The following is a 24,120-nucleotide window of genomic DNA, read 5'->3' as shown; positions in this document are numbered from 1 at the left end:
GGGAGAGACAGGGTCCGCAGATGAGCGTTCCGTTCACGGTTCCGGCGTTCGCCGACGGCGCGGCGGCGGCCGTGCTGGAGGTGCTCGGGTCCGGCTGGGTCACCACGGGACCGCAGAACGCCGCGTTCGAGAAGGAGTTCGCCGCCTACCTGGGCGCCGAGCACGTGCTCGCCGTCTCCTCCTGCACGGCGGCGCTGGAGCTGTGCATGCGGGCCCTGGACCTGCCCCCGGGCACGCGGGTGTTCACCCCCTCCCTGACGTTCTGCGGGGCGGTCGCCGCGATCGTCCACGCCGGGCACGAGCCGGTGCTCGTGGACGTGGACGAGGACACGCTCGTGGTCACCCCGGAGACGATCGCGCGGGCCGTACGCCTGCACGGGAGCCCGGGCGCGGTGATGGTCAACCACATGGCGGGGTACCCGGTGGACCCCGCGGCCATCGCCGAGGCGGCGGGCCTGCCGCTGAACCGCGTGGTCGAGGACGTGGCGCACGGGCCCGGCGGGACCGTGCGCGGCGAGCAGGCCGGGGCCCGGTCCTTCGCGGCGTGCTTCAGCTTCTACGCCACCAAGAACCTGGCGATGGGCGAGGGCGGCGCGATCGCGACGTACGACGGGGACTTCGCCGACCGGCTGCGCGCGCTGCGGCTGCACGGCATGAGCAAGGACGCCTGGCGCCGCTACCTGCCCGGCGGGAGCTGGCGATACGACGTCAAGGAGATCGGGCTCAAGGCCAACCTGTCCGACTTCCAGGCCGCGCTGGGCCGGGCCGCGCTCAAGGAGCTGCCGGTCTGGCAGGAGCGGCGCGCCAAGCTCGTCGCCCGCTACGACGCCGAGCTGGGCGAGCTGGTACGGCTGCCGGCCCGGCCGGACCCGGAGCGGCACGCGAACCACCTGTACGTCATCCGGGTGCCCGGCCGGGACGCCGTGATGGCGGAGCTGGCCGAGGCCGGCGTCGCCACCTCGGTGCACTTCATCCCGGTCCACCACCTCACCGCCTACCGCGACCTGCCCGGAGCGCGGGAGCTGCCGGTCACCGACCGGCTCGGGGAGGAACTGCTGTCCCTCCCGCTCTATCCGTCGTTGTCCGACGAGGACCAGGGCCAGGTGGTTTCGGCCCTGACGAGCGCTTTGCGCCGAAGGAGTGCACAGTGCGTTTGATCCCCCGGTTCCGCAAGTCGGCCAAGTCCGGACTGCCCACGCTGATCATCGGCGCGGGCGAGGCCGGCCGTACCCTCGCCAGGGCGCTGCGGTCGAGCCCCAGCTACGGGCTGACCCCCATCGGCTTCCTGGACGACGACCAGGGCATCCGCCGCGCGGCGGGCCTGCCGGTCCTCGGCCGCACCCATGACGTGGCCGAGATCGCCCGGTCCACCGGCGCCCGCGCCGCGCTCGTCGCGATCCCGTCCCTGACCCCCTCCAAGATCGCCGCGCTGATCGAGCAGGCGGCGGCGGCCGGGCTGCTGGTGCGCTACCTCCCGTCGTTCCTGGCCGCGGTCGAGCGCGACATGCGCGTCACCGACCTGCAGCGGCTGAGCCTGCCCCGGCTGATCGGCCGCGAGGAGGTGCACGTCGCCAGCGAGCGCGCGCGCCAGCTCATCACCGGCCGCCGGGTGCTGGTCACCGGCGCGGGCGGGTCGATCGGGTCGGAGCTGTGCCGGCAGGTCAAGCGGCACGGGCCCAGCGCGCTCTACCTGCTCGACCACGACGAGTCCAACCTGCACCAGCTCCACCTGCAGCTCAACGGGAGCGGGCTGCTCGACTCCAACGAGATCATCATCGCCGACATCCGGGACCGGAACCGGATCGACCAGCTCTTCGCCGAGCTGCGCCCCGAGCTGGTGTTCCACGCGGCGGCGCACAAGCACCTGCCGCTGCTGGAGCGCCACCCCTGCGAGGGCGTCAAGACGAACGTCCTCGGCACCCAGCACCTGGTCGAGGCCGCGCAGAAGTACGACGTGGAGCGCTTCGTGCTGATCTCCACGGACAAGGCGGCGGACCCGGCGAGCGTGCTGGGCGCGACCAAGCGGCTCTCCGAGCTGGTCGTGCAGGCCGCCGCCGACGGGCCGACGCGGGTCGCCTCGGTGCGGTTCGGCAACGTGCTCGGCTCGCGCGGCTCGCTCCTTTCGGTCCTGGCCGACCAGGTGTCCAGGTCCGAGGCGATCACCGTGACCCACCCCGACGTCACCCGCTTCTTCATGACCATCGAGGAGGCCGCCGCGCTGGTCGTCGAGGCGGCGGCGATGGCCGAGTACGCCGAGACGTTCGTGCTGGACATGGGCGATCCGGTGGCGATCGTGGACCTGGTCCACAACTACACCGAGCAGCTCAACGTCCCCGAGGTGACGATCAAGTTCACCGGGCTGCGGCCCGGCGAGAAGCTGAACGAGAAGCTGTTCTCCGAGACCGAGGAGCGGGTCCCCACCGCGCACCCCAAGGTCTGGGCCACCCGCGCCACCCCGCCCCCGCCCGGCCTGGACAAGCTGCTCGGCGAGCTGTACGACGCCGCCGCGATCAACGACGACATCCGGGCGCGGGCCCTCATGCGGCGGATCCTGCCGGAGTACCGGCCGGCCCAGCGCCCCGAGACCTCCGCGAGCGTCGGCGCCCCCTACCCCGACGGCTTCTAGATCTCCATATCCCCCCAAGGAGCACGACCAGTGACCAGGCTGCGTGTGGCAAACGTGATCACCAAGTTCACGGCGGGAGCGGGTCTCGTCGCCCTCCAGGGCGCCCTGGGACTCGACCCCGACGAGTACGAGGTGACCTTCATCGCCGGCGCGGACAGCGTGGACGGGGAGAGCGGCGCCGCCGGCGCGCTCGACGTGGTCAGGCACGGCGCCGAGGCGGTCAAGCACGCCCCCGAGCACGACATGATCGGCGACGCGTTCGAGGCGGGCATGCCGGTGATCCAGGTGCCCGCGCTGGTCACCGAGATCTCCCGCAAGGCCGACCCCGCCGCGCTCAGGCTCCTCACCACGATCCTGGCCGAGGGCCGGTACGACGTGGTCCACACGCACAGCCCCAAGGCCGGCCTGCTCGGGCGGGTCGCGGCGGCGCGGGCGGGGACGCCGCGCATCGTGCACACCTGGCACGGCTTCCCGTTCCACCAGTTCATGCCCTGGTGGCGGCGGCAGATCTACATCCGGGCCGAGCGGTACGCCTCGCGCCACACCGACGCGTTCCTGGCGGTCGGCAAGCAGATCGCGATCGAGGCGATGCGCCTCGGGCTGACCAACGCCGAGCGGGTCCGCGTGATCGACTCGGTCGCCGAGCCCGCGGAGTACGCCTCGGGCAACGCCGCCCGCGCCCGGGCGCGCTCGGAGCTGGGGCTGCCGCCGGGCGCGCGGGTCGTGGGCACGGTGGGCCGCATCGCGTTCGCCAAGGGCCCCGACACGTTCGTCAAGGCCCTGGCCCAGCTCCCGGCCGACGTGCACGGCGTGTGGGTGGGCGACGGGCCGGACCGGGAGAGCGCCATGGCCATGGCCCGCAAGGCGGCGGTGCAGGACCGGCTGGTGTGGACCGGCTACCGGCGCGACGTGGCCTCGCTGCTGCCCGCGTTCGACGTGTTCGCCCTGTCCAGCAACTACGAGGGCGTGCCCTGCGTGCTGGGCGAGGCCATGCTCGCCGGGCTCCCCGTCGTCGCGACGACCGTCAACGGGGTCCCCGACGTGGTCGTGCCCGGCCAGACCGGGCTGCTGACCCCGCCCGCCCGGCCCGACCTGTTCGCCGAGGCGCTGCGGTTCATGCTGGGTCATCCCCAGGAGGCGCGGCGGATGGCCGAGGCAGGCCGCCTGTCCATCGGCGACCGCTTCAGCGGGGCCCGCCTCGCCCGCACCCTCGACGAGACCTACCACGGCCGCTCCCAGCGGCCCGCGCCCGCCAAGCCGCGCACGCTTCCCCCCGTCCCGGAGGAGGCCGGACAGACGGCGGTCCGGACCGGATGATCACCAACGGCCTGCTGGGCGGAGCGCGCCTGGACCGCGCGGCGGGGGGACGCGTGTCCCCGCTCGCCCGCGTCAGGAACGCGGCGCGGCGCGACATCCTCTCACTGTCGGCCGTCGCCGCGATCTGCTCGCTCCCGCTGCTGCGCCCGGCCGGCCCGTCCAACACCGCCCTGCCCGACGCCACCCTGATCGGGTTCCTGCTGCTGACGATCGTGTGGGCGGCCGCGCGCGGGCTCCCGATGCGCATGCCGTACGTCTTCCCGATCGGGCTCTCGCTGATCGCGGCGGGCCTGGCCGGGCTGGCGGTGGGCGACGCCGACTTCGTCAACATGCTCAAGGACATCCTGGTCTTCGGGTGGGCGATCGTGATCGTCAACCACGGCCGGACCCTGAAGCTGTACTCGGTCATGGTCAAGGCCTGGGTGTGGTCCTCGCTGTTCTACGGGGCCATGCTGGTCGCGGGTGTCGTCCTGGGCATCGACGCGCTGGCCGGCCGTACCGTCCTGGAGGGGGAGCGGGCCGGCGGCACGTTCGGCGACGCGAACTACGCCTCCAACTACTTCCTGATCTCGATCTTCATCCTGCGCGCGACCCAGATCCCGAGGAACCGGTGGATCAACTGGGCCGCGTGCGCGGGGCTCGCCGCGGCGATCTTCTTCACCGGCTCGAACGGCGCGCTCCTGGCGCTGGTGGTGGCCGGCGTGCTCGGCGCCATGTTCTACCTGATCAGGAGCGGCCGGACCGCCGCGGGCATCGCGGGCGCGTCGCTGGTCACGGTGGTCGCGGGCACGGTGATCGGGTTCGTGGACACCGACGCGGTGATCCGTGACGTGTCCCAGATGCACCCGATGCTGCGCGACTCCATCGGCCGGCAGGTCGCGGCCGGGGACACCGGCAGCGCGGACAGCCGGGCCAAGATCTTCGCCCAGAACATGGAGCTCTGGCTGTACCACGACACGCCGTTCGGGCACGGCGCGGCCCGCACCGAGCAGGTGCTCAAGGACATGAACGCGGAGTACCCCAAGGAGGCGCACAACGACTACGTCGCCGCGCTGATCGAACGCGGGGTGCTCGGCGCGGTCGCGGTCGTCTTCCTGTGCTGGACGCTGCTCGTGCACGCGCGCCGCATCGCCCGCTCCGGCGTGCTGAAACCCGGGTTCGCCCAGATCCTGCCCAGACCCGAGCTGCTCGGCGCGGCCGTGATCGCCGTGCTCATCTCCGGGCTGTTCTACGAGGTCCTCCACTACCGGCACGTGTGGGCCTTCTTCGGCCTGCTCGCCGCCGCCGACGTGTGGGGACGCAAGTCGGAGGTGGAGCTGTGACCACTCGGCAGGCGGCCGAGCCGGAGACGGGCGCCCCCGGCGGCGGCCGGCTCGTCGGGCTGCTGCTGGGCAACGCGGGCGCGCGGGTGGGCGCCCTCGGCTCCCTCGGCCTGGCCAGCGTGCTCGTCGGCCGGGTCGGCGGGGCGGCGCTGGTCGGCGTGTTCTTCCTCATCCGCATGCTGCCCGGCGTCTTCACCGTGATCTCCAGCGGCGGGCAGCAGAGCGCGATCCCGTACTTCCTGGCCGGCGAGGAGCATCCGCGCGACCGGGTGAAGTCCACGCTGGCGATGCTGACCGTGCTCGGGTCCGGCTTCGCCGGGGTGCTCTGGCTGGTCCTGACTCCGCTGTGGTACTTCGTCTGGTTCCGCGACGAGCCCGGCCTCGGTCTGGCCATGGCCCTGGCCTGCGCGATCCCGGTGGCCACGCAGCTCTACGTCGCCAACACGCGGGCCCTCCTGCAGGGCATGGGCGACATCAAGGGCGGCAACGGGGCGCTGTTCTTCGAGGAGTTCGCGTTCCTGCCCATCTACGGGCTGATCGTGCTCACCGTGGCCCCGGCCTGGGGCGACCCGGCCGCCGTGGGCAAGCACGCCGCCTGGCTGCTCGTCGCGCTCGTGCTCGCCGACGTCGTGGTCGCCGCGGGCTCCGCCGTACGGCTGCGCAAGGTCGGCTACTTCTCCGGGTGGGGGCCGCCGGACCGGGCCCTGGCCGTACAGGTCGTGAAGTACGGCACGCGCAGTGAGATCGGCGGGCTGTTCCACCTGCTGAACAGCCGGCTGGACGCGCTGATCCTGGGGGCGCTGGGCGGCACCGCGATCCTCGGCGTCTACCAGGTCGCGGCGAAGGTGGCCGAGCTGCTGCGGGTGATCGGGCTGACCGGGCCGCAGGTCCTCTATCCGGTCTTCGCGGCCGAGGGGAGGGCCGCGGCGACCCGGAAGACGCAGCGGATGATGCCGCTGTTCCTCGGGGCGGTCGTGGCGGCCGCCGTGCCGCTGGCGGCCGGGGCGCTGCTCATCCCGTGGGTGTTCGGGCCGGAGTTCGACGCCGCGATCGTGCCGGCCTGGATCCTCATCGTCGGCCTGCTCGGCGACGGGGTCACCGGGCTGCTCATGGGCTACTTCCTCGGCGTCGGCCGCCCCGGGCTGACCTCGATCTCGCTGGGGGTCGGCCTGGTCGTCGTGGCCGTGCTGCAGGTCTCGCTGATCGGTCCGTTCGGGGTGGTCGGCGCCGCGATCGCCACCTCCATCGGCTACTTCGTCACGACCGGCATGCTCATCGGCTGGTTCGTCCGTGTCCGCGCCTCCATGCTGAGAGAAGGGGCTCCCGCGTGAACAGGCGGATCCTGCTCATCGTCGCCGCCGTCGCCGCGATCGCGGTGGTCGCGACCGTGGTCGTACTGATCACCCGGGACGACGAGCCCGAGAAGCCGCCGGTCGCGAAGCCGACCCCCACCGCGCCGCCGTCCCCCGGCACGCCCGCCCCCAGCTCCCCGGCGCGGGGTGAGCAGCCGCCCGAGTTCGACCGGGTGCCGCGGCCGGACACGACGCCCCCGGCGCAGACCGAGCACGACGAGTTCATCGACGAGGCCGACCGGCTGGGCATGCGCGTCTGGCTGGAGGCCGAGCTGATCGACCCGTGGCTGCGCGGCAAGGCCGACTTCGACAAGGCCGTCGCCGAGCTGGCGCGGCAGGCCAGGCGGCCCGGCGTGGTCGGCATCAAGTACACCGACGAGGTGGGCTGGGCCGACCCGCTCAAGAGCCCCGAGCAGATCACGAGGTTCCTGTCCGAGGCCTCCGCCGCGCTCCGCCGGGCCGCGCCCGGCAAGCTCCTGCTCGTCGACATGTTCGTGCCCGAGCTGGGCTGCGTGCCGGGCAGCGACGACGACGGCCCGCAGGAGTGCCGCGCCGAGATGCGCGGCGACTACCCCCTGATCCGGGTGGAGAACGCCGAGAAGTACCTGCTCACGGGCTACACCGACGCGGTCAACCTGAGCCCGGACCTGTTCGTGGACAAGTACCGCGAATGGGGTCTGCCCCCGGAGAAGGCGCACGAGGCGCACTGGCGCGAGGTCAAGCGGCGCGGCTGGGACAAGAAGGTCGTCCTCTACTCCCGCGACGCCGAGCTGGCCCACAAGGACGCCTCCACGCTGACCCCTCAGCAGGCCGAGTCGCTGGTACGGCTGCGCGTCGACCTCGCCCTGAAGGGCGGGGCGCGCATGGCCAACCTGTGGACCTGGCGGCAGGACTACGAGGGCGCCATCCACCGGCTCATGGACCCCGGCAACAAGCCGAACGCGCTGTGGGAGCGCCTCAAGGCCCGCAAGGCCGCGGGCGCGCGGATGTCCGTCCAGTGCAACCCCGGCGCGATGGAGGTCGGGATCAAGCAGGACCTGAAGGAGATGAGCGCCGTCTTCTCCGACGTGTTCATGTGGGCAGGAGTGGGATAGCCGATGACCGCCACGGATGACGTGAGTCGCCCCGACGAGCAGCGAGCGAACGTTCCCGACGCCGACTACGACGACCCGTCCGCCATGACCATGCCGCTCATGGTCGTCCTCGTGGACGAGGAGGGCCAGGTCATCCCGCCCCGGTCGCGCCGGCGGCCGCAGGCGGACCAGCGCCTCGTCCATCCACAGGTTGTGGAAGAACACCACGTGGGGGCGCCGCCCGTCCACTCGACGGTCGCCTCCTGGCCCGCGCAGCGCCCCCCGGAGCCGCGCGAGCTCCCGCGGACCGACCAGCGCGTGGCGCCGGTGTACCCGTCCGCCCCGCCGCCGGCGGCCGAGCGGCCCGACCCGCCCGACCACGGGCCGGTGCGCGCCAGCCTGGGCGTCTCGCCCAACCTGCCGCGCCGCCTGTTCGACATCGTGACCTCGGGCGTGGCGCTGCTGCTGCTCGCGATCCCGCTGTTCGTGCTGTGGGCGATCGTACGGCTGACCAGCCCGGGCCCGGGGTTCTTCGCGCAGGTCCGGCTGGGCCAGGGCGCCCGCCACTTCAAGATCTACAAGTTCCGGTCGATGCGGCCGGACGTGGCCGGGCCCGAGGTGACCGCCGACCGCGACCCGCGCATCACCCCGATCGGGCACTTCCTGCGGCGTACCTCCCTGGACGAGCTGCCGCAGCTCTGGAACGTGTTCAAGGGCGACATGACGCTGGTCGGGCCGCGTCCTGAGACCGAGTCGCTGGCGATGATGTACCCCGAGGAGCTGCGCTGGGTCTTCGCCCACCGGCCCGGCCTGACCGGCGCGTCCCAGGTGCGGTTCCGCGACTTCGACGTGCTCGCCCCCGGTGAGTCCGAGGTCGACCTCCACGTCTACATCAACAAGATCGTCCCGGCCCGCCTCCGGGTCGAGGCCGAGTTCCTGGAGCGTGCCACGCTCCGCGCCGCCCTGGGCGTCCTCTGGGACACCGCCATGATGATCCTCGGCCGCGACGTCGCCGCCGCCGTCCGCCGGCGCGGCAACAAGACCACCGCCCACGAAGCCGCCTGACCTCCCCGCCCCGCCCAGCCGGGCCCGGGCCGTACGGCGGGCACGGGCGCGCGGGAGACGAGACGCGGGGCGGGCGCGACGCCGCTCGGACGCCCCTGGAACGCCGGCGGACGCGGCGCGGCGCGGGGACACGGCGCGGGACGGGGACACGGCGCGGCGCGGGGGACGCGGGCGGCGGTGTGCGGGGCGCGGACAGGAAGAGACCCCCGGGAGCGGGGCTCCCGGGGGGCCGTCATGCGCTGGGGGGTCAGGTGGTGGTGGGGGTGATGGCGCGGGTGGCGAGGGGGAGGCAGCGGGCGTTGACGCATTCGCCGGACTTGAGGTCGAAGGCGAAGTTGTGGCCCAGGCACCAGACCTGGCCGTCGCGGACGACCGCGCCGACGGACAGGTCCTCGCCGGCGTGGGGGCAGTAGCGCCCGATCTCGTACGACGTGCCGTCATCGCCGGTGACGACGATGCGCTCGGACTCGTCGCGCCCGGTCTCGTACTCCTCGACGGCGCGCAGGGCGTCCTCGTTGGCGTGCTTGAGCAGGCCGACCAGGTAGTCGTTGTAGACGTCCGGGTCGCGGTAGAAGCTCAGCCGCATCGAGATCATCAGGTCCTCCCAGGCGATCTCGCCCTTGAGGACCGGCATCAGCCAGCGGCCGGCCACCGTGATGACGTAGCCGGGCTTCTCCTCCCGCGCCTCGCCGACCGTGATCCCCCCGGGCGCGAAGACCACGTCCCACCGGCCCCCGCCCGGACCGGTGACGTCGAACCGCACGGTCATGTCGATGTTGCGGTTGAAGTACTCGCTGAGCGTGCCGAGGCGCTCGAAGTGGGAGACGAACAGGGGGTACAGCTCGTCGCCGGGCTCGGGGTTCTCGGCGTGGATGCGCGCGATCTGGGTCTTCCGGTCGTTCGCGTAGCGCTGGATGTACTCGTCGCGGCCCTCGGTGAAGCTGAACTTCGCCGACACCGGGTCCGGCGTGATCTCACCGGTGGCCAGGTCGATCTTGTCGCCCGGCTTGAACGCGTGCCAGCGCACGCGCGGCAGCCGTTCCGAGAGCCACTCGGCGGCCTCCTCCGGGTCGCAGTACGCGCCCGCGTCGCCCCGGTCGAGCACCCAGTTGAACCGCTGGAGCTCCGGGTCGAGGAAGACCGGCGGGCCGGCGAACGGCGCGGCCATGACCGGCTCGGTGGAGCGGACGAGGCGGGAGACGGCGCGCAACTTGGCGAGCTTCTTCTCCGCGGCGATCCGCGCGACCTCCTCGGGCGTGTAGTTGGTGTAGGTCATCGGGTGCCAGGCGGCACCGGAGGCCTGCACGCCCATGAGGTCCAGCTTCCCGCCCGCCAGGTGCTTTGCGCGGCGGGCCTGCGCGGCGGTGAGCCGGGCGTCGTTGCAGTTCAGGACGGAGTGCCCGTCGGCGACGACGAGGAACGCGGCGTCGTGGCACATCGGGGAGACCTCGGGGATCGCGGTGATCCAGGACCCGTGGTTGTCCAGCGCGAACGGCTCCCACGGCTCGATCTCCACGAGGTTGCGCACGCCGGCGGCCATCATGCGGTCGCGATAGGCGCTCGCGGGGTACTTCGGGATGAGCACGCGGGTGCGCGGCGAGAGCTGGGAGAGGAACCAGGGGTCCATGTGGTCGAGGTGCTCGTGGGACACGGCTACCCAGTCCGCGTCGGCCAGCGCGGCGACGTCGAGGTGGTCGTTGCGCGGGTACTGGTGCCAGGAGCCCAGATACGCGCCCCGGGGATCCAGCCACGGGTCGCAGAGCAGCGTGAAGTCCGCCGCCTCGACCGAGAGACCGGCGTGTCCGAGGAAAGTCACGATGGCCATGAGAAGGAGTCTTCCGGCCGGCCCTCCCGGTCACATCAGCCGAAATCCGCACCACGCCTACGATCCCCGTACGACGGACGAGGGGTGATTTGTCATATTTGCGAGGATTGCGTAATGCGACGAATGAGGTTTTCGTGACTCCACGTGCTGAATGGACAATGTCCGTTACGGTGTGTTGCGGAAGGTAGCGGCATGCGTCCGAAGGTTATTGGTTCGTGACCATTGGTAGGTCATCCGCCCCTCAGGCCCCGGCGTCCAACAGGTTGACATGGGCACCCCGCGGATCTCGCGTTCACGGTTTCGGTCCTGGCAGTCGCCCTTGCGGCCCCTGGACGGAGTCTGAGAGTGAGAGTGTGTGAACGCGGGGTGGCCGAACCGAGCCGAACATCACAAAATTCAATATCAACCAGTAAATCGAACGGACCTCTCGATAAATTTGCCCGGCGATAGATGTGCGAATGCAGTCAGTGGCAGGACCGAGCCGGCGGCTCTCCGAGTGGGGTCGGGGGCGGGGGGCCGTCTCGCGCGGTGCACGCAGTTAGTCGTCTACGGGTCGAGGGTGAAGGGATGGCGAGGGATCTTCATGCCCACCGAGCAGCGACGCTCCAGGACACAAGATCAGGTCCAAGGCATCCGCTTGTCAATCACTCCGACGTCTGACATCGAACGGGGGAACGTCCGGTGACGTCCGAGTACCGCACCATCAGTCCCGTTCCGTCCACGGGTGACGGCGGGGCTCCCATCGACTCCCGGGAGCCGGCGGTCAACGGCGCCCCGGCCCGGGAGGGTGACCAGCGGGGCTTCGCCCCGGCCACCGACGCCAACCTCTGGCGGCGGCAGATCCGTCACGACATCCATCACGAGCTCGCCACGATCATGATGCTGGCCTCGGCGGTCGCCGTCTCCGACGACGTCGGGCCCGAGAGCCGCACCCGCATCGAGCAGCTTCTCGGCGAGACCCGCTGGCTCGACCAGCTCCTGCGCCGCCTCGACGAGGACGTGGTGCCCGACCAGGTCGGCCCGATCACCGAGCGCCTGGGCGTGGACACCCTCGTGGGGGAGGTCGTCGACGCCATCAAATTGTCGCGCTCCACCCGCGTCGCCTACGAGTCCATCCCGGCCTGGGCCCACGTGGACCGGCTGGCGATGTGGCGCGCGCTGCGCAACGTCATGGACAACGCCTGCCGGGTCGCCGGGCCCGGGGGGCAGGTCACCGTCCGCGTGTTCAGCGAGCGGGGCTGGACCATCGTGCAGGTGGACGACGACGGGCCCGGCTTCGGGTTCGGCTCGCGCGGCATGGCCTCCCTCGGCCTCGGCATCGTGCACGAGTTCGTCTCGGCCCACGGCGGCAGCCTGGAGATGCGGCAGAGCGAGCTGGGCGGCGCGTGCGTCCGCATCGTCCTGCCCGCCGCGCCCCCGCCCGCGGCCGCCTGAGCGCCATGACCGCGGATCCCCCCGGTTCCCCCGGTCTCCTCGACGGTACGGCGGGCCCGCCCGGCACGGCGGGTACGGCGGGTGCGCCCGGCTCCGCCGGTACGGCGGGTGCTCCTGGCGCCCGCCGTACCGGGCACGGGGCGGAGTCCCCGGCGATCCGGGTGCTCGTCTGCGACGACCACCCGGTCTTCGCCGAGTCCCTGGCGCTCGTGCTGGGCAAGGCGGGGTGCGAGGTCGTCGCGGTGGTGGGCTCTCCCGCCGCCGCGATCGAGGTCCTGCGCTCCCGCCCGGTGGACGTGTGCCTGCTCGACCTCAACTACCCGGGCGAGACGGCCCTGGAGCGGCTGCCGGAGATCCTGGCGGCCGCCCCCGCCGTACGCCCGGTCCTGCTGTCCGGCCTGCTCGACCCGTCCGTGGTCGAGGCGGGCCGGGAGGCCGGGCTGCGCGGGTTCGCCGCCAAGACCCTCCAGCTCGGCGAGATCGTGGACCTCATCACCCGCGTCCACGCGGGCGAGGTCGTGATCCGCCCCGGCGGGTCCGCCGCGCCGGAGCCGCCCCCGGCCGACCGGGACATCCAGCGGCTCGCCGCCTACCTCACCCCGCGTGAGCGCGAGGTCGTCACCGCGCTGGTCCGCGGCGAGAACACCACCAGCCTCGCCAGGACCCTGGGCGTGAGCCGCAGCACCGCCCGCACCCACGTGCAGAGCGTGCTGACCAAGCTCGGCGTGCACTCCCAGCGCGAGGCCGTCCTCGCCGTCGCCCGCGGGGGACTGGTCAGCGTCCAGACCGGGGAGTGGCTCGCGTAGCCCCCGCCCGCCTCATCCGCGGCCCCGCCCGTCGCACGCGCGGGGCCTGGCCCGCCGTTTGCCTGTGCCGGTGCGACCTGTGGTCGTACGGTGGGACGGGGTATCCGGGGGCAGGGGTTTCGGGGGTGTCATGAAGGACGGTTCCCAGGGCGGGGTCACACGCCGTCAACGGCGGGTAACCGCCTCGCCAAGGGCGATGGCGCGAGGGGCGGGTGCTTGATATGCAGGCGGACGTGTCCAGCACACAGCCGTCCACGCCGAGGTCCGCGTCACCGTTCGCCTCGTCTTCGCCGGCGTCGTCTTCGTCTTCGCCGGGGTCGGCGGCGTCGGCGGCGTCCGAGCCGGGAGCGTCGGCGTCATCGGTGTCATCGGCGGCGTCGTCCGCGTCATCCGCGTCGTCGTCGTCCGCGTCGTCGTCGTCCGCGTCGGCGTCCGCGCAGCCGTCGGCGCCTCCGCCGCCGCTGAGCGGGCCGTGGTACCGCATCCAGGCGATCACCGCCCCCTCGCGGATCTCCTCCGCCGAGTGGGACTTCGTCACGGTCCTGCCCGCCGTGCTCAGCGCGGCCCAGCGCGGGCAGCCGTTCGTGATCGGCTGGCTGTCGCGCGGCTGCGGGGCCCCGCTGGAACTGATCACGAACGCCGGGCCGCTCACGCCGCCCCGCCCGCCGCGCCGCGCCCGCACGGTGGCGCCCGACCCGACGGCCGTGCCGCCGCCCGGCGCCGCGGGGACCGCGCCGCAGCCGCTGCTCTTCCCGAACGGCGCCCGGGGCGTCCCGATCGGGGACGACTGGCTGGAGGACCTGGCCGACCTGGTGTGGACGCCGTGCCCGGGACGGCAGGCGCCGCCGCTCGGCGGGTCGCGCGAGCCCGAGCCGCAGGACGCCCGGCGGCCCACGCTGTTCGAGTCCACGCTGGTCACCCTCATGTCGCGGCCGTTCGCGTGGGTGGTCGCGGCCGAGCCGACCGAGCTGCTGGACGAGGAGGTCGCGCACCTGCGCACCCAGCTCAACGTGCTGCGGCAGTACGCCGAGGCGTCCGAGCGGCACCGGTTCGACGTGGAGCGGGCCGAGCGCCGCATGCAGGAGCTGGACGCGTTCCGCGAGGCCGGGCTGTGGAACGTCCGGGTGCTCGCGGGCGCGGCCAACCCCGACGAGCTGCGCCAGATCGCGCCCGTGCTGGTCGGGTCGGTCGAGCTGAGCCACCACCCCTACCGGCTGCGCAGCGCCCGCGAGGTGTACGGCTTCGCGGAGGCGCTGCGGGCCGAGGTCGAGGACGCCGCCGACGGGGCGGGGGCGCCGTTCGCCGCGACCGCGGGGGCCCTGGCGGCGCTGGCCGGGCTGCCGCGGCGCGAGGTGCCGGGCGTCCGCGTGCTGGACGCCGGGTTCTTCGACGTGACCAGCGAGGCTGACGCCCGCGACCCCGGCGAGTCGTCGGTGGACCTGGGCGCGATCGTGGACGGGCAGGACCGGGCCGTGGGCGCGTTCCGGGTGCCGCTGGCCACGCTCAACCGGCACGCGTTCGTCACCGGCGCGACCGGCTCCGGCAAGTCGCAGACCGTACGCCACCTGCTCGAACAGCTCACCATCGAGGGCATCCCGTGGCTGGCGATCGAGCCGGCCAAGTCGGAGTACGCCGCGATGGCCGGGCGCGTCGAGCCGGACGCCGAGATCACGGTGATCAACCCGGCGGACCCCGACGCGGTGCCGCTGTCGGTCAACCCGCTCGCGCCCGAGCCCGGGTTCCCCGTCCAGGCGCACATCGACATGGTGCGGGCGCTGTTCCAGGCCGCGTTCGACGCCGAGGAGCCGTTCCCGCAGATCATGTCGCAGGCGCTCCAGCGGGTCTACGAGTCGAACGGCTGGGACGTCGTGACGGGGGCCGGGATACCCGGCGCCGCCGTACGCCCGGCCATCCCCACGCTGGAGCAGCTCCAGGCCGAGGCGCTGGAGGTCATCCGCGAGATCGGGTACGGCCGCGAGGTGCAGGCCAACGTCGAGGGCTTCGTCGGCGTACGGCTGCGCTCGCTGCGGGTGGGCTCGGCCGGGCGGTTCTTCGAGGGCGGGCACCCGGGCGACATCGGCGAGCTGCTGCGGCGCAACGTGGTGCTGGCGATCGAGGACGTCGCCAACGACGAGGACAAGGCGTTCCTCATGGGCACGCTGATCATCCGCATCGTGGAGCACCTGCGCATGCGCGCCAGGAAGGAACGCGCCGACGGCCTGCGCCACGTGATCGTGATCGAGGAGGCGCACCGGCTGCTGCGCGACCGGGGCGAGCACCGGGCCAGCGCGCACGCGGTCGAGCTGTTCGCGGGCATGCTCGCCGAGATCAGGGCGTACGGCGAGGGCATCATCGTCGCCGAGCAGATCCCCACCAAGCTCGTGCCCGACGTGGTCAAGAACACCGCGCTGAAGGTCGTGCACCGGCTCCCGGCCCACGACGACCGCCATGTGGTCGGCGCGGCGATGAACCTCGACGAGGAGCAGTCGCGGCAGGTCGTCTCGCTGGACCCGGGCGTCGCGGCGGTCTTCGCCGACGGCATGGACCGGCCGCTGCGCGTGCGCGTCCCCCTCGGGGAGGCCCGTGAGCGGCTGCTGCCGGCCCAGCCCAACATGGACCCGCCGATCAAGGGCCGCCGCTCCGCCGCCTGCGGGAACCAGTGCCGGACCGGCCGCGCCTGCACGCTCTACGAGCTGCGTGAGGCCGACCTGCTCGCCGCCGCGCCCGAGTGGGCCTGGCTGCGCATCTGGGCCGACTCGCTGACGCTGGCGTTCTGCACGAACCGGCCGCTGCCCGGCGTGCCGCGCGCCCTGGGCGACATCTGGACCGAGCTGCCCGAGCGCCGCCGCGAATGCCTCCTGGCCACCGTGGTCGAGCGCGCCGTGGCCCGCCGTTCCTGGGCCCTGCGCACCTGGTTCGACCCGTCGCTGCTGACGGAGAAGGCGTCCTCGGTGGCGGCCGAGCTGCTGGCCGGGGGAGAGCGCCGCCCGACGGGCACGCGGCAGGGCCCGGAGTGGGTGATACCGCAGGTCCGCTGGCTGCACGAGGTGGACAGGCTCTTCCCGTACGGCCACCGCCCGCCGGACCTGCGCAGCCCCGCCCCGCCCATGGAGTACGCCCTCTTCGGTGCGGACGCGACGCCGGACAGGGCGAACCCGGCGGCGCGGTCCTCGTCGCCGGGCACGCCCACCCTGGTGACGGTGCCGGCGGCGCGTCCGTCCTCGCCCGCGGTCACGCTGCCGCAGCAGGAGCTCCTGGGCCACCGGGCCCGCGCGCTGCGCCACCACCCCCTGTCCATGGAGGTGGAGCGCAACCGCGCCCTGGCCTGGGGCGTGCTGCTGGGCGACGACGAGCACGAGTCCTTCCAGCGGGACGTCACGACGGTCTCGATCGGCGTGGACCCGCAGGACCGGATCCGCCACGTCGCCCAGACCATGGCCGCGGGCTGGCTGGAGACCGTCCTGTCCTGGCCCCGCCGCTTCGTCCTCCCCTTCGAGGACACCGACGCCGAACTCACCTTCTTCGGCGACCATCCGGGGCCCGGGTAAGAACCCGCCCTGCGCCGCCATTCCCCTGTGAAGGTAATTTCCAGCAATGGGGGATGGCAGGTGACAGATGGGTACGAAGAGGACGTTCGGCGCTTCACCGCCCTGTACGACGACTTCCACGACCAGGTGTACGCCTACGCGGTGAGCCGGGCGGGCCGGCCGCTGGCGGACGACGTGACGAGCGAGACGTTCCTGGTCGCCTGGCGCCGTCGTGACGACGTGCCGGACGCGCCGTTGCCGTGGTTGCTCACGGTCGCCCGCAACGTGCTCCGCGACCAGTTCCGGGCCACCGTGCGGCGGGACTCGCTGGCGGCGGAGATGCGGATCTGGGCCGAGACGGCCTCCGGCGACGTCGCCGACGAGGTGACCGAGCGCGCCGCCGTGCTGCGCGCGCTCGCCGCGCTCGGTGACGCCGACCGCGAGGTCCTGACCCTGGCCGCCTGGCACGGCCTGACCAGCGCCGAGGCCGCGAGGGTCCTCGGCTGCTCGCGAGCGGCGTACTTCGTGCGGCTGCACCGCGCCCGGCGGCGCCTGGACGCGGCGCTGGCCGCGGCCGAGGAGCCCCCGGCCGTCCCCGTGCTCGTGCCCGTTGAGGAGGGGCGATGAAGAACGACGCGCTCAAGGCGCTGACCGAGGCCCGCCCGGCCCGCCTCGACCCCCCGGGGCCGCCCCGCCCGCCGGGCCGCCTGCCGGACCGCCTGGCCGCCGCGATGGAGGAGCCGCCCGCCCGCCGTACGGCTCGCGCCGCCGGTCCGGGCCGTGCCGCCGGTCCGGCTCGCGCCGCCGGTTCGGGCCGCGGGCGCCGTACGCGGATCGCGCTCGGGTTCTCGGGGGTGACGGCGGCGGCCCTGGTGGCGGTCGTGGCGCTGCTGGTGGCGGCGCCTGGCCCGCCGGAGCCGGAGAGCGCCCCGGTCGCGCTCTCCGCCCGGTCCGCGCTGCTGGTGGCGGCGGACGGCGCCGGGTCGGCCTCGACCGGCCGCTACTGGTCCATGCGGCAGGTTCTCACCGAGGCGCTGCTCGTCGGGCCCAGGAACGACCGGTACGTCGTGGGGGAGCGCGTCCGCGTCGAGATGTGGCTGGCACCGGATCACCCCCGCACGCCGAACCGCATGGGCGACGTCAACCTGGGCGCGGCGCCGCTGCGGGAGGAGGACCGCGCGGCGTGGCGGCGGAACGGGTCCCCGCGCTCGTGGTGGTACGTCTCCACGCACAACGGTCACTGCGCCGCGGACGACGAGTCGGACCTCTGCCGGGGCCGCCGGGTGGGCCCGCCCGCCCCGCCCAGGGTGTGGGAGCCGGGGGAGAGGTCCTCCTTCTGGCTCATCGACGGTCTCCCGCTGACCCTGGACCAGATCACGCGCCTGCCGGGGGACCCCGCCGGACTGCGCGCCCACCTGCGGCGGGCCTACGAGCGGCTCGGGCGCGAGGCGGAGCCCGCCGCGTGGGAGCCCGCCACGTGGGACGAGTGGATGTGGCGGACGGGCCTGCAACTGGTCGTCCGCGCCCCCGTGACGCCGGAGACGCGGTCGGCGACGTACCGGATCCTGGCCGACCTGCCGCAGGTGCGGTCGCTGGGCGGGACCACGGACGCGCTGGGCCGCGCGGGCACGGCGCTGGCGGCCCCCGGGCGGCGCGCGGAGGGTGTCACGCAGGTCCAGCTCATCCTGGACGGCCGGGGGCGGGCCCTGGGCGTGCGGGAGGTCCTGACGACGCCGGAGAAGGGCCCCCGGGGCGACGCCTACCCCGCGGGGGTCGTGCTGTCCGAGCGGGTCGTGGAACGCGCCGAGTGGACCGACGCGGACCCGCCGGCCCCGGCGATCAGGGAGTAGCCGGATCGCGGCGCGGGGAGGCGCGTCCGGGCCGGGGTCTCAGCCGGGGACCTCGGCCGGGACACCGGCGTGGTTCTCGCCCGGGTTCTCGGCCGGGTCTCGCTCGCGATGCCGGCCGGGTTCACGGTCGGGGTCGGGGATGCGGAGGGTGAGCAGGGCCACGTCGTCGTCGTTGTCGGAGGGGCGGACGCGGGTCAGGAGCGTGTGGCAGACCGAGCGCAGCGGGCGGTGGGCGAGCGCGGCGGCGTGCCGGCGCAGCACGGTCATGCCCTGGTCGAAGGGGCGGCCCGCGGACTCGATCAGGCCGTCGGTGTAGAGCAGCACGGTGCTGCGCGGCGGCAGGTCGATGACCGCGTCCTCCCGGGTGCTGGGCAGGCCGGTGCCGAGCATCAGGCCCGCCGCGTCCTCCAGGAAGCGGGTGCGCCCGTCGTGCTCCACCAGGAGCGGCGGCGGGTGGCCCGCGTTGGTCCAGCGCATCCGCCACTTCCCGGCCGCGCACTCCAGCCGGGCGAAGATCATGGTGGCCATCGCCGACTGGGCCATGCGGGAGATCGCCTGGTCCAGCCGTTCCACGATCTTGCAGGGGGACTCGTCCAGCTCCCCGGCGTACGCCCTGAGCATGTTGCAGACCTGCGCCATGCCCGCGGCGGCGTCCAGGTCGTGGCCGGTGACGTCGCCGATCACGACGCCGGTCGCGCCGTCGGGCAGGACGATGGCGTCGTACCAGTCGCCGCCGACCTGTGAGGCGTGCGGGGCGGGCAGGTAGCACTCGCGCATCTCCAGGCCGGGGACGCGCGGCAGCCGGGGCAGCAGGTGGCGCTGCATCGTCTCGGCGACCCGGCGCTGCCGTTCGTACAGCCGGGCGTTGTCCAGCGCCAGCCCGGCCCGCCGGGCGATGTCCTCGACCAGCAGCAGGTCGGCGGGGGTGAACGCGCCCGCCCGCTCGGCGCGTCCCAGGGTCAGCGCGCCGATCACCTCGCGTACGCCCCGGATGGGCGCGATGCTCGCCGAGTGGATGCCGGTCGCCTCGAACAGCTCCCGCTGGATGACCGCGATGCCCGAGTCGGGCGGCCCCTGGTAGTCCTGCGGGCCGGCCAGGGTCGCGGTCACGCCGCGCAGCGCCCGCGACAGGGGCATCGGGGACTCCTGCGGGACCGGGGGCATCGGCCCCTCCAGGTCCTCGCGGTGCACGACCGTGCCGCCCTCCCAGTGGACCACGGCCTGGCGCGACACCCCGCCCTCCTCGGTGAGCAGGTCCACGACCAGCCAGTCGGCCAGCAGGGGCACGACCAGGCGGATCAGGCGGCGCAGCGTCTCGCCGACGTGCAGGCTCGCGGTGAGGGTCGTAGTGGTCTCGGCGAGCAGGGCCAGCCGGTCCAGCTCGGACAGCGACGACGCCGCCGACTCCGGGGCGCGTTCGGCCCGCGCGGTCGAGGCGGTCTCGTGGAAGAGCACCAGCGCGCCCATCGCCCCCTTGTCCATCAGGCAGGCGGTGGACGTCCAGGAGGTCGCCATCAGGGTCGCGTCCCCGCGCTCCCACCACGCGTGGTCGCCCTGGGCGGTGCCGCCGGTGACGCGGGACCGCCGGAGCGGGCAGTGGCTCGGTGGAAGGGTCTCGCCGTGCTTGCCGCGGTGCAGCAGCTCGTGGGCGTCCCGCCCCAGCAGCTCGTCAGCGGTACGGCGGAGCAGCCGCACGGCCACGGAGTTCACCTCGATGATCAATCCGCGCTCGTCCACCACCAGGGCCCCGGCGTCGGTCAGATCATCCAGCCCCCGGCCCCGCACCCCCGCCACGACCAGCTCCCGCCCCGCCACGTCCACATCACCCCCTCCCGCCCTCCATACCCACCCCACACCCCCCTCCCGCCCTCCATACCCACCCCACACCCCCCTACCTGCCACTCCCCCCACCCACCCCACCGCCGCCCCCTCCTCCGCGCCGCTCTCCACGCACCCCTTACTCCGACGCCCTCATGGTGGTCGTCCCCCCCAGGCCCCTTCCGTCCCCGTCCCGCACCCCTTTCTCGCCGTGATCATGCAGTTTTGCGCACAGTGTGTGTTTAAAACTGCATGATCACGGCGAGGTTGTGCGCTTGTGACGTGTACGGGGGAGGGAGTGATCTCTCCCCGGCGGGCCCCTTACTCCGTGCGCCCCTTACTCTGCGCGCCGTTTACTCCGTGTGCCCCTTACACCGTGCGCCGCTTACTCTGCGCGTCCCCTTACCCCGTGCGCCGCTCTGTGCGCCGCTCCCTTTGCGCGTCGCTTTCTCCGCGCCCGCCGTTCTGCGCGTCGCTTCCTTCATGCGCGCTGTTTCTGCGCGCTTTGTCTGCGTGTCGCTTACTCCGCGCCGTTTTCTCTGTGCGTCGCTTTCTTGTGGGCGGTTTCTGGCGGCCGTTGCTCCGGGGCCGCGTGTGGATCCTTCGGCTCCTGGCTCCTGGCTCCTGGGTCTCCGTCCGCGTCCCTTTCTTCGCCGTGATCATGCAGTTTTGTGCACAGGGTGTGCTTAAAACTGCATGATCACGGCGAGGGATGGGCGGGTTGGTTTCTTGGGCTGGGATTGGGGGTGCGGGGAGCCTGCGGATCGGCTGGGCTCGCCGTAGCCTGAGGGGGCGACGATTGGAGGTGTCGCACGTGGCTGATTTCGGTGCCGAGGCCCGGCGGCGGCTGGGGCAGAACGTACGGCGGGCGCGACGCTATCGGGGCAAGAGCCTGGACGAACTGGCCGGGCTGATCGGGCGGTCGAAGAGCTGGCTGTCCAAGGTGGAGAACGGGTTGCTTCCGCTGGACAAGCGGTCGGACATCGCCCGGATCGCGCAGGTGCTCGATGTGTCCGCGTCGGACCTGGAGGGAGAGCCCACCTCCACCATTCCCCGGGTGCAACGGCACGGGGACATCATGCGGTTGCGGGACGTGCTCCTGGACACCGCGCTGAGCGACCCTCCGGATACGCGGGCGCGATCGCTGGGCGAGTTGTCGGCGGACTGGGAGGGCCCCATTCTGGCCGCGCGGCAGGCGGCTGACCACGCCACGCTCGGGCGGGTGCTCCCGGAGATCGTCGCGGAGCTCCACGTGCATGTGGCGACCGGCGACGAAGGGGAGAGGGCTCAGGCGCTGCGCCTCCTGGTGGACGCCTGCACCGCGGCCACCTTCCTGCTCAAGAACAACGGCCAGGCGGACCTGGCCTGGATCGCGGCCGACCGCGCGCGCCAGGCGGCGGAACTCCTCGACGACCCCGTGTGGACGGGGGCGGCCACCTTCGCCCAAGCGCACTGCCGTTTTTCGGCGGCCATGACACGGGCGCTCCGCGGGGCCGAGCGGGTCGCCGACGCCCTGGAGCCCCACCTGCGCCGCGACCGCCTGACACACGAGGTGTACGGCATGCTGCGGCTTTCCTCCGCACTCGCCCGCTCTGTGAACGGCGACCACGACGCCGCCCGGACGCAGGCGGACGAAGCGCAGCGGGTCGCCGAACGCGTCGGCGAGCACGCGGATTCCTGGCAATGGTTCGGGCCCAACAACGTCGCCACCTGGCGCACTCTCCTCGCCGTCGAGGCGGGCGAGCCCCGCGAGGCCCTTCATCACGCCGGAAGGGTGAGGGAGACCGGGTTCGTGAGCAAGGGCCGCCGCTCCGCGCTGCACATCGAGAAGGCGCGCGCTCACGCCCTGCTGGGCCAGGTGCGCGAGTCGGTGGACGAGCTGCGGATGGCGGAGCGGCTGTCGGCCCCCCGCCTCCACAACAATCCGCTCGCCCGCGAGCTCGTGGCCACCCAGCTCGAACGCGATCGCCGGGCGGCCGGCGGCAGGGAACTGCGCGGCCTCGCCTACCGCATGGGCGTGATCTGACCCACGTTTCCCCGAGGAAACCAGCCGCCGCAGGCCACGTCCTACCGTCCTCCCATGATTACCGACGGCTACCAAACGGGCGCGGAGAGATCAGAGGTCACCCTCGGGGCGGTTGTGGAGGGGTTTCCTGAGTGGGCCGTCTGGCGTAGTGACGCCGGGCGGGTCTGGGCGACGTTGCGGCGGGGGCTGACCGGGGAGGAGTGGGAGGCCGGGTGCTCCCGGACCGTGGACGGGGACGACGCGCGGAGGCTCGCCGAGGCGCTGGAGGAGCAGCGGCGCAGGCAGGCCGAGGCGCGGCGGCTGCGGCGGCTGCGGGAGACGGCGGCCCGGCGGGGAGCGGCGTCGTGAGCCGGTGGTGGGCCGAGCCGCTGCCGGAGAGCGAGCGGTACCGGCGGGACGCGCTGGCCGCGCTGTTCCCCGGCTGGGACCTCGCCAAGGAGCCGGACGGCACGTGGCGGGCCGTACGCCGGACGCCGCCGACGCGACGCCAGGCCGACCTGGGGCTCGTGGCCGAGGTGTCCGCGAGCGGCCTGCCGGGGCTCGGCCGGGAACTGGCGGCGCAGGACGCGCTCGCGGTGCCCTGGTCACGCGAGCGGCGGTCCTGGTCACGCGAGCGGCGGACAGGCGGCGCGGGATGACGGCGGCGGCCGGGGAGGCCGGGCGCGTGGCCGTACCCACGCCGCCCGGGGAGGCGTGCCTGGACCCGCACGTGGCGCTGCCGCGGCCGGACTGCGAGCGCTGGGTGTGGGCGCCGCCCGGCGGGGAGCGGGTGCGCGTCGTCGCCTGGACCTGCCCGTGCCGCGCCGTCTTCTACGAGCTGTGCCAGGTGGGCGGCAGCGCGTTCGTCCGCAGGACCGTGCAGCGCGACGGCGCGTGGGAGGTCCGGGAGACCGCCCGCGTCACCTGCGCGGCCGGGCACCGGATGTGGCAGGCCCTCCTGTCCGGCGAGGCCCGGTGACCCCGCGCCCGTCCGCCGGCCCCGGGTCCGTCAGGTGACGCCCGGGCCGTACGCCGCCTGGAGGTCAGGGGACGGTGATGACCAGCTTCCCCCGCACCTCGCCCCGCTCCAGGCGGCGGATGGCCTCCGGGGCCTCGCGGAGCGGGTAGGCGCGGTCCACGTGCGGGGTCACCGCGCCGGACTCGATCAGCCCGCGCAGTTCGTCGAGGTCGCGGGTGCGGGTGAGCGCGATCGGCGCGCGGAGGCGGTGGCGGGCGAACGGGGACAGCAGGAGGAGCCGGAGGTTGCGCTCCATGCCGCCCAGCCAGCGCCCGCCCTCCTCGCCGCCGACGATCACGAGCGTGCCGCGCGGGGTCAGGAGACGGCGCAGCCGGGACAGCGGCCGGTTCCCGGCGATGTCGATGACGGCGTCGTAGCGGACGGACGGCGCGGTGAGGTCGTCGCGCGTGTAGTCGATCACGTGGTCCGCGCCGAGGGACCGGACGAGGTCGGCCTTGGCCGGGCCGCACACCCCGGTCACCTCCGCGCCCAGCGACTTGGCGATCTGTACGGCGAAGCCGCCCACGCCGCCGCTCGCGCCGATGACCAGGACGTGCTGGCCTTGCCGTACCCGCGCCTGGTCGCGGAGGGCCTGGAGGGCCGTCGAGCCGGAGGTCGGGACGGCCGCGGCCTGCTCGAACGTGAGGTTGCCGGGCTTGGCGGCGAGGCGGTCCTGGCGGGCGCGGGCGAGCTCGGCGAACGTGCCGCCGGTGCCGCTGCCGTACACCTCGTCGCCCGGCTGGAACCGCGTCACCTGCGGCCCGACCGCCTCGACGACCCCGGCGAGGTCCATGCCGGGGACGGGTGAGACGGGGCGGCGGGGGCTGACGACGCGGACGAGGTACGGCAGGCCCCGCATGAGGTGCCACACGCCCCGGTCCACCCCCGCCGCGCGCACCCGCACCAGCACTTCGCGGGCCTTGGGGACCGGGGCGTCCATCTCCCGGAATCTCAGGACGTCGGTGGAGCCGTACCGATCCTGTGTGATCGCCTTCATCGCGGCCTCCCGGTCGCAACCGGCCCGGGGTGTCGTGGCACACCCGGGCACGTCCTGGCGGCCCCCCGACCGCGGGCCGCTCCCG

The 24,120-nt window shown here is 73.5% G+C and carries 19 protein-coding genes; 16 read left to right on the top strand and 3 right to left on the bottom strand.

The genetic code is table 11. The features are described 5' to 3' along the window. The first annotated feature begins 20 nt into the window (after positions 1-20). From D5H75_RS21460 to D5H75_RS21430, 7 genes are read left to right on the top strand one after another with little or no spacing between them, the layout of a single operon-like run. Positions 21-1,157 carry a DegT/DnrJ/EryC1/StrS family aminotransferase gene (locus D5H75_RS21460; RefSeq protein WP_119928293.1) on the top strand — a complete coding sequence of 379 codons (1,137 nt, stop codon included), beginning with the start codon at positions 21-23 and terminating at the stop codon, positions 1,155-1,157. Continuing rightward, positions 1,148-2,626: a polysaccharide biosynthesis protein gene (locus D5H75_RS21455; protein ID WP_119928292.1), complete on the top strand. Its 1,479-nt coding sequence runs from the start codon at positions 1,148-1,150 to the stop codon at positions 2,624-2,626. The genes D5H75_RS21460 and D5H75_RS21455 overlap by 10 nt, the downstream gene beginning before the upstream one ends. Positions 2,627-2,656: 30 nt before the next feature. Further along, complete coding sequence (locus D5H75_RS21450) at positions 2,657-3,943, top strand: glycosyltransferase family 4 protein (protein ID WP_119928291.1); 1,287 nt, start codon at positions 2,657-2,659, stop codon at positions 3,941-3,943. Beyond that, positions 3,940-5,265 (top strand): O-antigen ligase family protein, encoded by a 1,326-nt coding sequence (locus D5H75_RS21445; protein ID WP_119928290.1) that lies wholly within the window; start codon positions 3,940-3,942, stop codon positions 5,263-5,265. Before D5H75_RS21450 ends, D5H75_RS21445 begins: the two co-directional genes overlap by 4 nt. Next, a complete protein-coding gene (locus tag D5H75_RS21440; RefSeq protein WP_119928289.1) occupies positions 5,262-6,596 on the top strand; it encodes an oligosaccharide flippase family protein in 1,335 nt (444 codons plus the stop codon). The genes D5H75_RS21445 and D5H75_RS21440 overlap by 4 nt, the downstream gene beginning before the upstream one ends. Next, positions 6,593-7,711, top strand: coding sequence for a hypothetical protein (locus tag D5H75_RS21435; RefSeq protein WP_119928288.1), 1,119 nt, complete (start codon positions 6,593-6,595; stop codon positions 7,709-7,711). Before D5H75_RS21440 ends, D5H75_RS21435 begins: the two co-directional genes overlap by 4 nt. 3 nt (positions 7,712-7,714) lie before the next feature. Continuing rightward, on the top strand, positions 7,715-8,755 hold the full coding sequence (locus D5H75_RS21430; protein ID WP_119928287.1) for a sugar transferase: 1,041 nt from the start codon (positions 7,715-7,717) through the stop codon (positions 8,753-8,755). Between the two features lie 247 nt (positions 8,756-9,002). Here the strand turns inward: D5H75_RS21430 and D5H75_RS21425 are convergent, their stop codons facing one another. Next, positions 9,003-10,580, bottom strand: a complete 1,578-nt coding sequence (locus D5H75_RS21425) for an MBL fold metallo-hydrolase (protein WP_119928286.1) — start codon at positions 10,578-10,580, stop codon at positions 9,003-9,005. A 681-nt stretch (positions 10,581-11,261) separates the two neighbouring features. Here D5H75_RS21425 and D5H75_RS21420 point away from each other — a divergent pair. The 5 genes from D5H75_RS21420 to D5H75_RS21400 all read left to right on the top strand — a co-directional run bounded on the left by D5H75_RS21420 (position 11,262) and on the right by D5H75_RS21400 (position 18,197). Next, a complete protein-coding gene (locus D5H75_RS21420) occupies positions 11,262-12,014 on the top strand; it encodes a sensor histidine kinase (protein ID WP_119928285.1) in 753 nt (250 codons plus the stop codon). A 5-nt stretch (positions 12,015-12,019) separates the two neighbouring features. Further along, the gene (locus tag D5H75_RS21415) at positions 12,020-12,820 is read left to right on the top strand and encodes a response regulator (RefSeq protein ID WP_147425236.1); all 801 of its coding nucleotides are present in this window, start codon (positions 12,020-12,022) and stop codon (positions 12,818-12,820) included. Positions 12,821-13,182: 362 nt separating this feature from the next. Then, entirely contained in the window at positions 13,183-16,368 is a 3,186-nt protein-coding gene (locus tag D5H75_RS21410) for an ATP-binding protein (protein ID WP_242454408.1), read from the top strand. A 60-nt stretch (positions 16,369-16,428) separates the two neighbouring features. Then, positions 16,429-16,974 (top strand): RNA polymerase sigma factor, encoded by a 546-nt coding sequence (locus D5H75_RS21405; protein ID WP_242454407.1) that lies wholly within the window; start codon positions 16,429-16,431, stop codon positions 16,972-16,974. Next, positions 16,971-18,197, top strand: a complete 1,227-nt coding sequence (locus D5H75_RS21400) for a hypothetical protein (protein WP_119928283.1) — start codon at positions 16,971-16,973, stop codon at positions 18,195-18,197. Before D5H75_RS21405 ends, D5H75_RS21400 begins: the two co-directional genes overlap by 4 nt. Positions 18,198-18,236: 39 nt before the next feature. On the opposite strand, the gene D5H75_RS21395 is transcribed toward D5H75_RS21400, so the two are convergent. After that, positions 18,237-20,018, bottom strand: a complete 1,782-nt coding sequence (locus tag D5H75_RS21395; RefSeq protein ID WP_119928282.1) for a SpoIIE family protein phosphatase — start codon at positions 20,016-20,018, stop codon at positions 18,237-18,239. Positions 20,019-20,829: 811 nt separating this feature from the next. Between D5H75_RS21395 and D5H75_RS21390 the strand changes: the two genes are divergently transcribed. The 4 genes from D5H75_RS21390 (at position 20,830) to D5H75_RS21375 (ending at position 22,999) form a co-directional block, all read left to right on the top strand. Beyond that, on the top strand, positions 20,830-22,041 hold the full coding sequence (locus D5H75_RS21390) for a helix-turn-helix domain-containing protein (RefSeq protein ID WP_202638366.1): 1,212 nt from the start codon (positions 20,830-20,832) through the stop codon (positions 22,039-22,041). Between the two features lie 114 nt (positions 22,042-22,155). After that, positions 22,156-22,389, top strand: coding sequence for a hypothetical protein (locus tag D5H75_RS21385; RefSeq protein ID WP_119928443.1), 234 nt, complete (start codon positions 22,156-22,158; stop codon positions 22,387-22,389). Then, complete coding sequence (locus D5H75_RS21380) at positions 22,386-22,679, top strand: hypothetical protein (RefSeq protein WP_119928280.1); 294 nt, start codon at positions 22,386-22,388, stop codon at positions 22,677-22,679. The genes D5H75_RS21385 and D5H75_RS21380 overlap by 4 nt, the downstream gene beginning before the upstream one ends. Then, positions 22,676-22,999 (top strand): hypothetical protein, encoded by a 324-nt coding sequence (locus D5H75_RS21375; RefSeq protein WP_119928279.1) that lies wholly within the window; start codon positions 22,676-22,678, stop codon positions 22,997-22,999. Before D5H75_RS21380 ends, D5H75_RS21375 begins: the two co-directional genes overlap by 4 nt. A gap of 64 nt (positions 23,000-23,063) precedes the next feature. Here the strand turns inward: D5H75_RS21375 and D5H75_RS21370 are convergent, their stop codons facing one another. Then, on the bottom strand, positions 23,064-24,035 hold the full coding sequence (locus D5H75_RS21370) for an NAD(P)-dependent alcohol dehydrogenase (RefSeq protein WP_119928278.1): 972 nt from the start codon (positions 24,033-24,035) through the stop codon (positions 23,064-23,066). Between the last annotated feature and the right edge of the window lie 85 nt (positions 24,036-24,120).

The organism is Bailinhaonella thermotolerans, assembly GCF_003594875.1.
In the GTDB taxonomy this organism is placed as follows: domain Bacteria; phylum Actinomycetota; class Actinomycetes; order Streptosporangiales; family Streptosporangiaceae; genus Bailinhaonella; species Bailinhaonella thermotolerans.
This window is presented reverse-complemented; position numbering and strand designations above follow the sequence as displayed.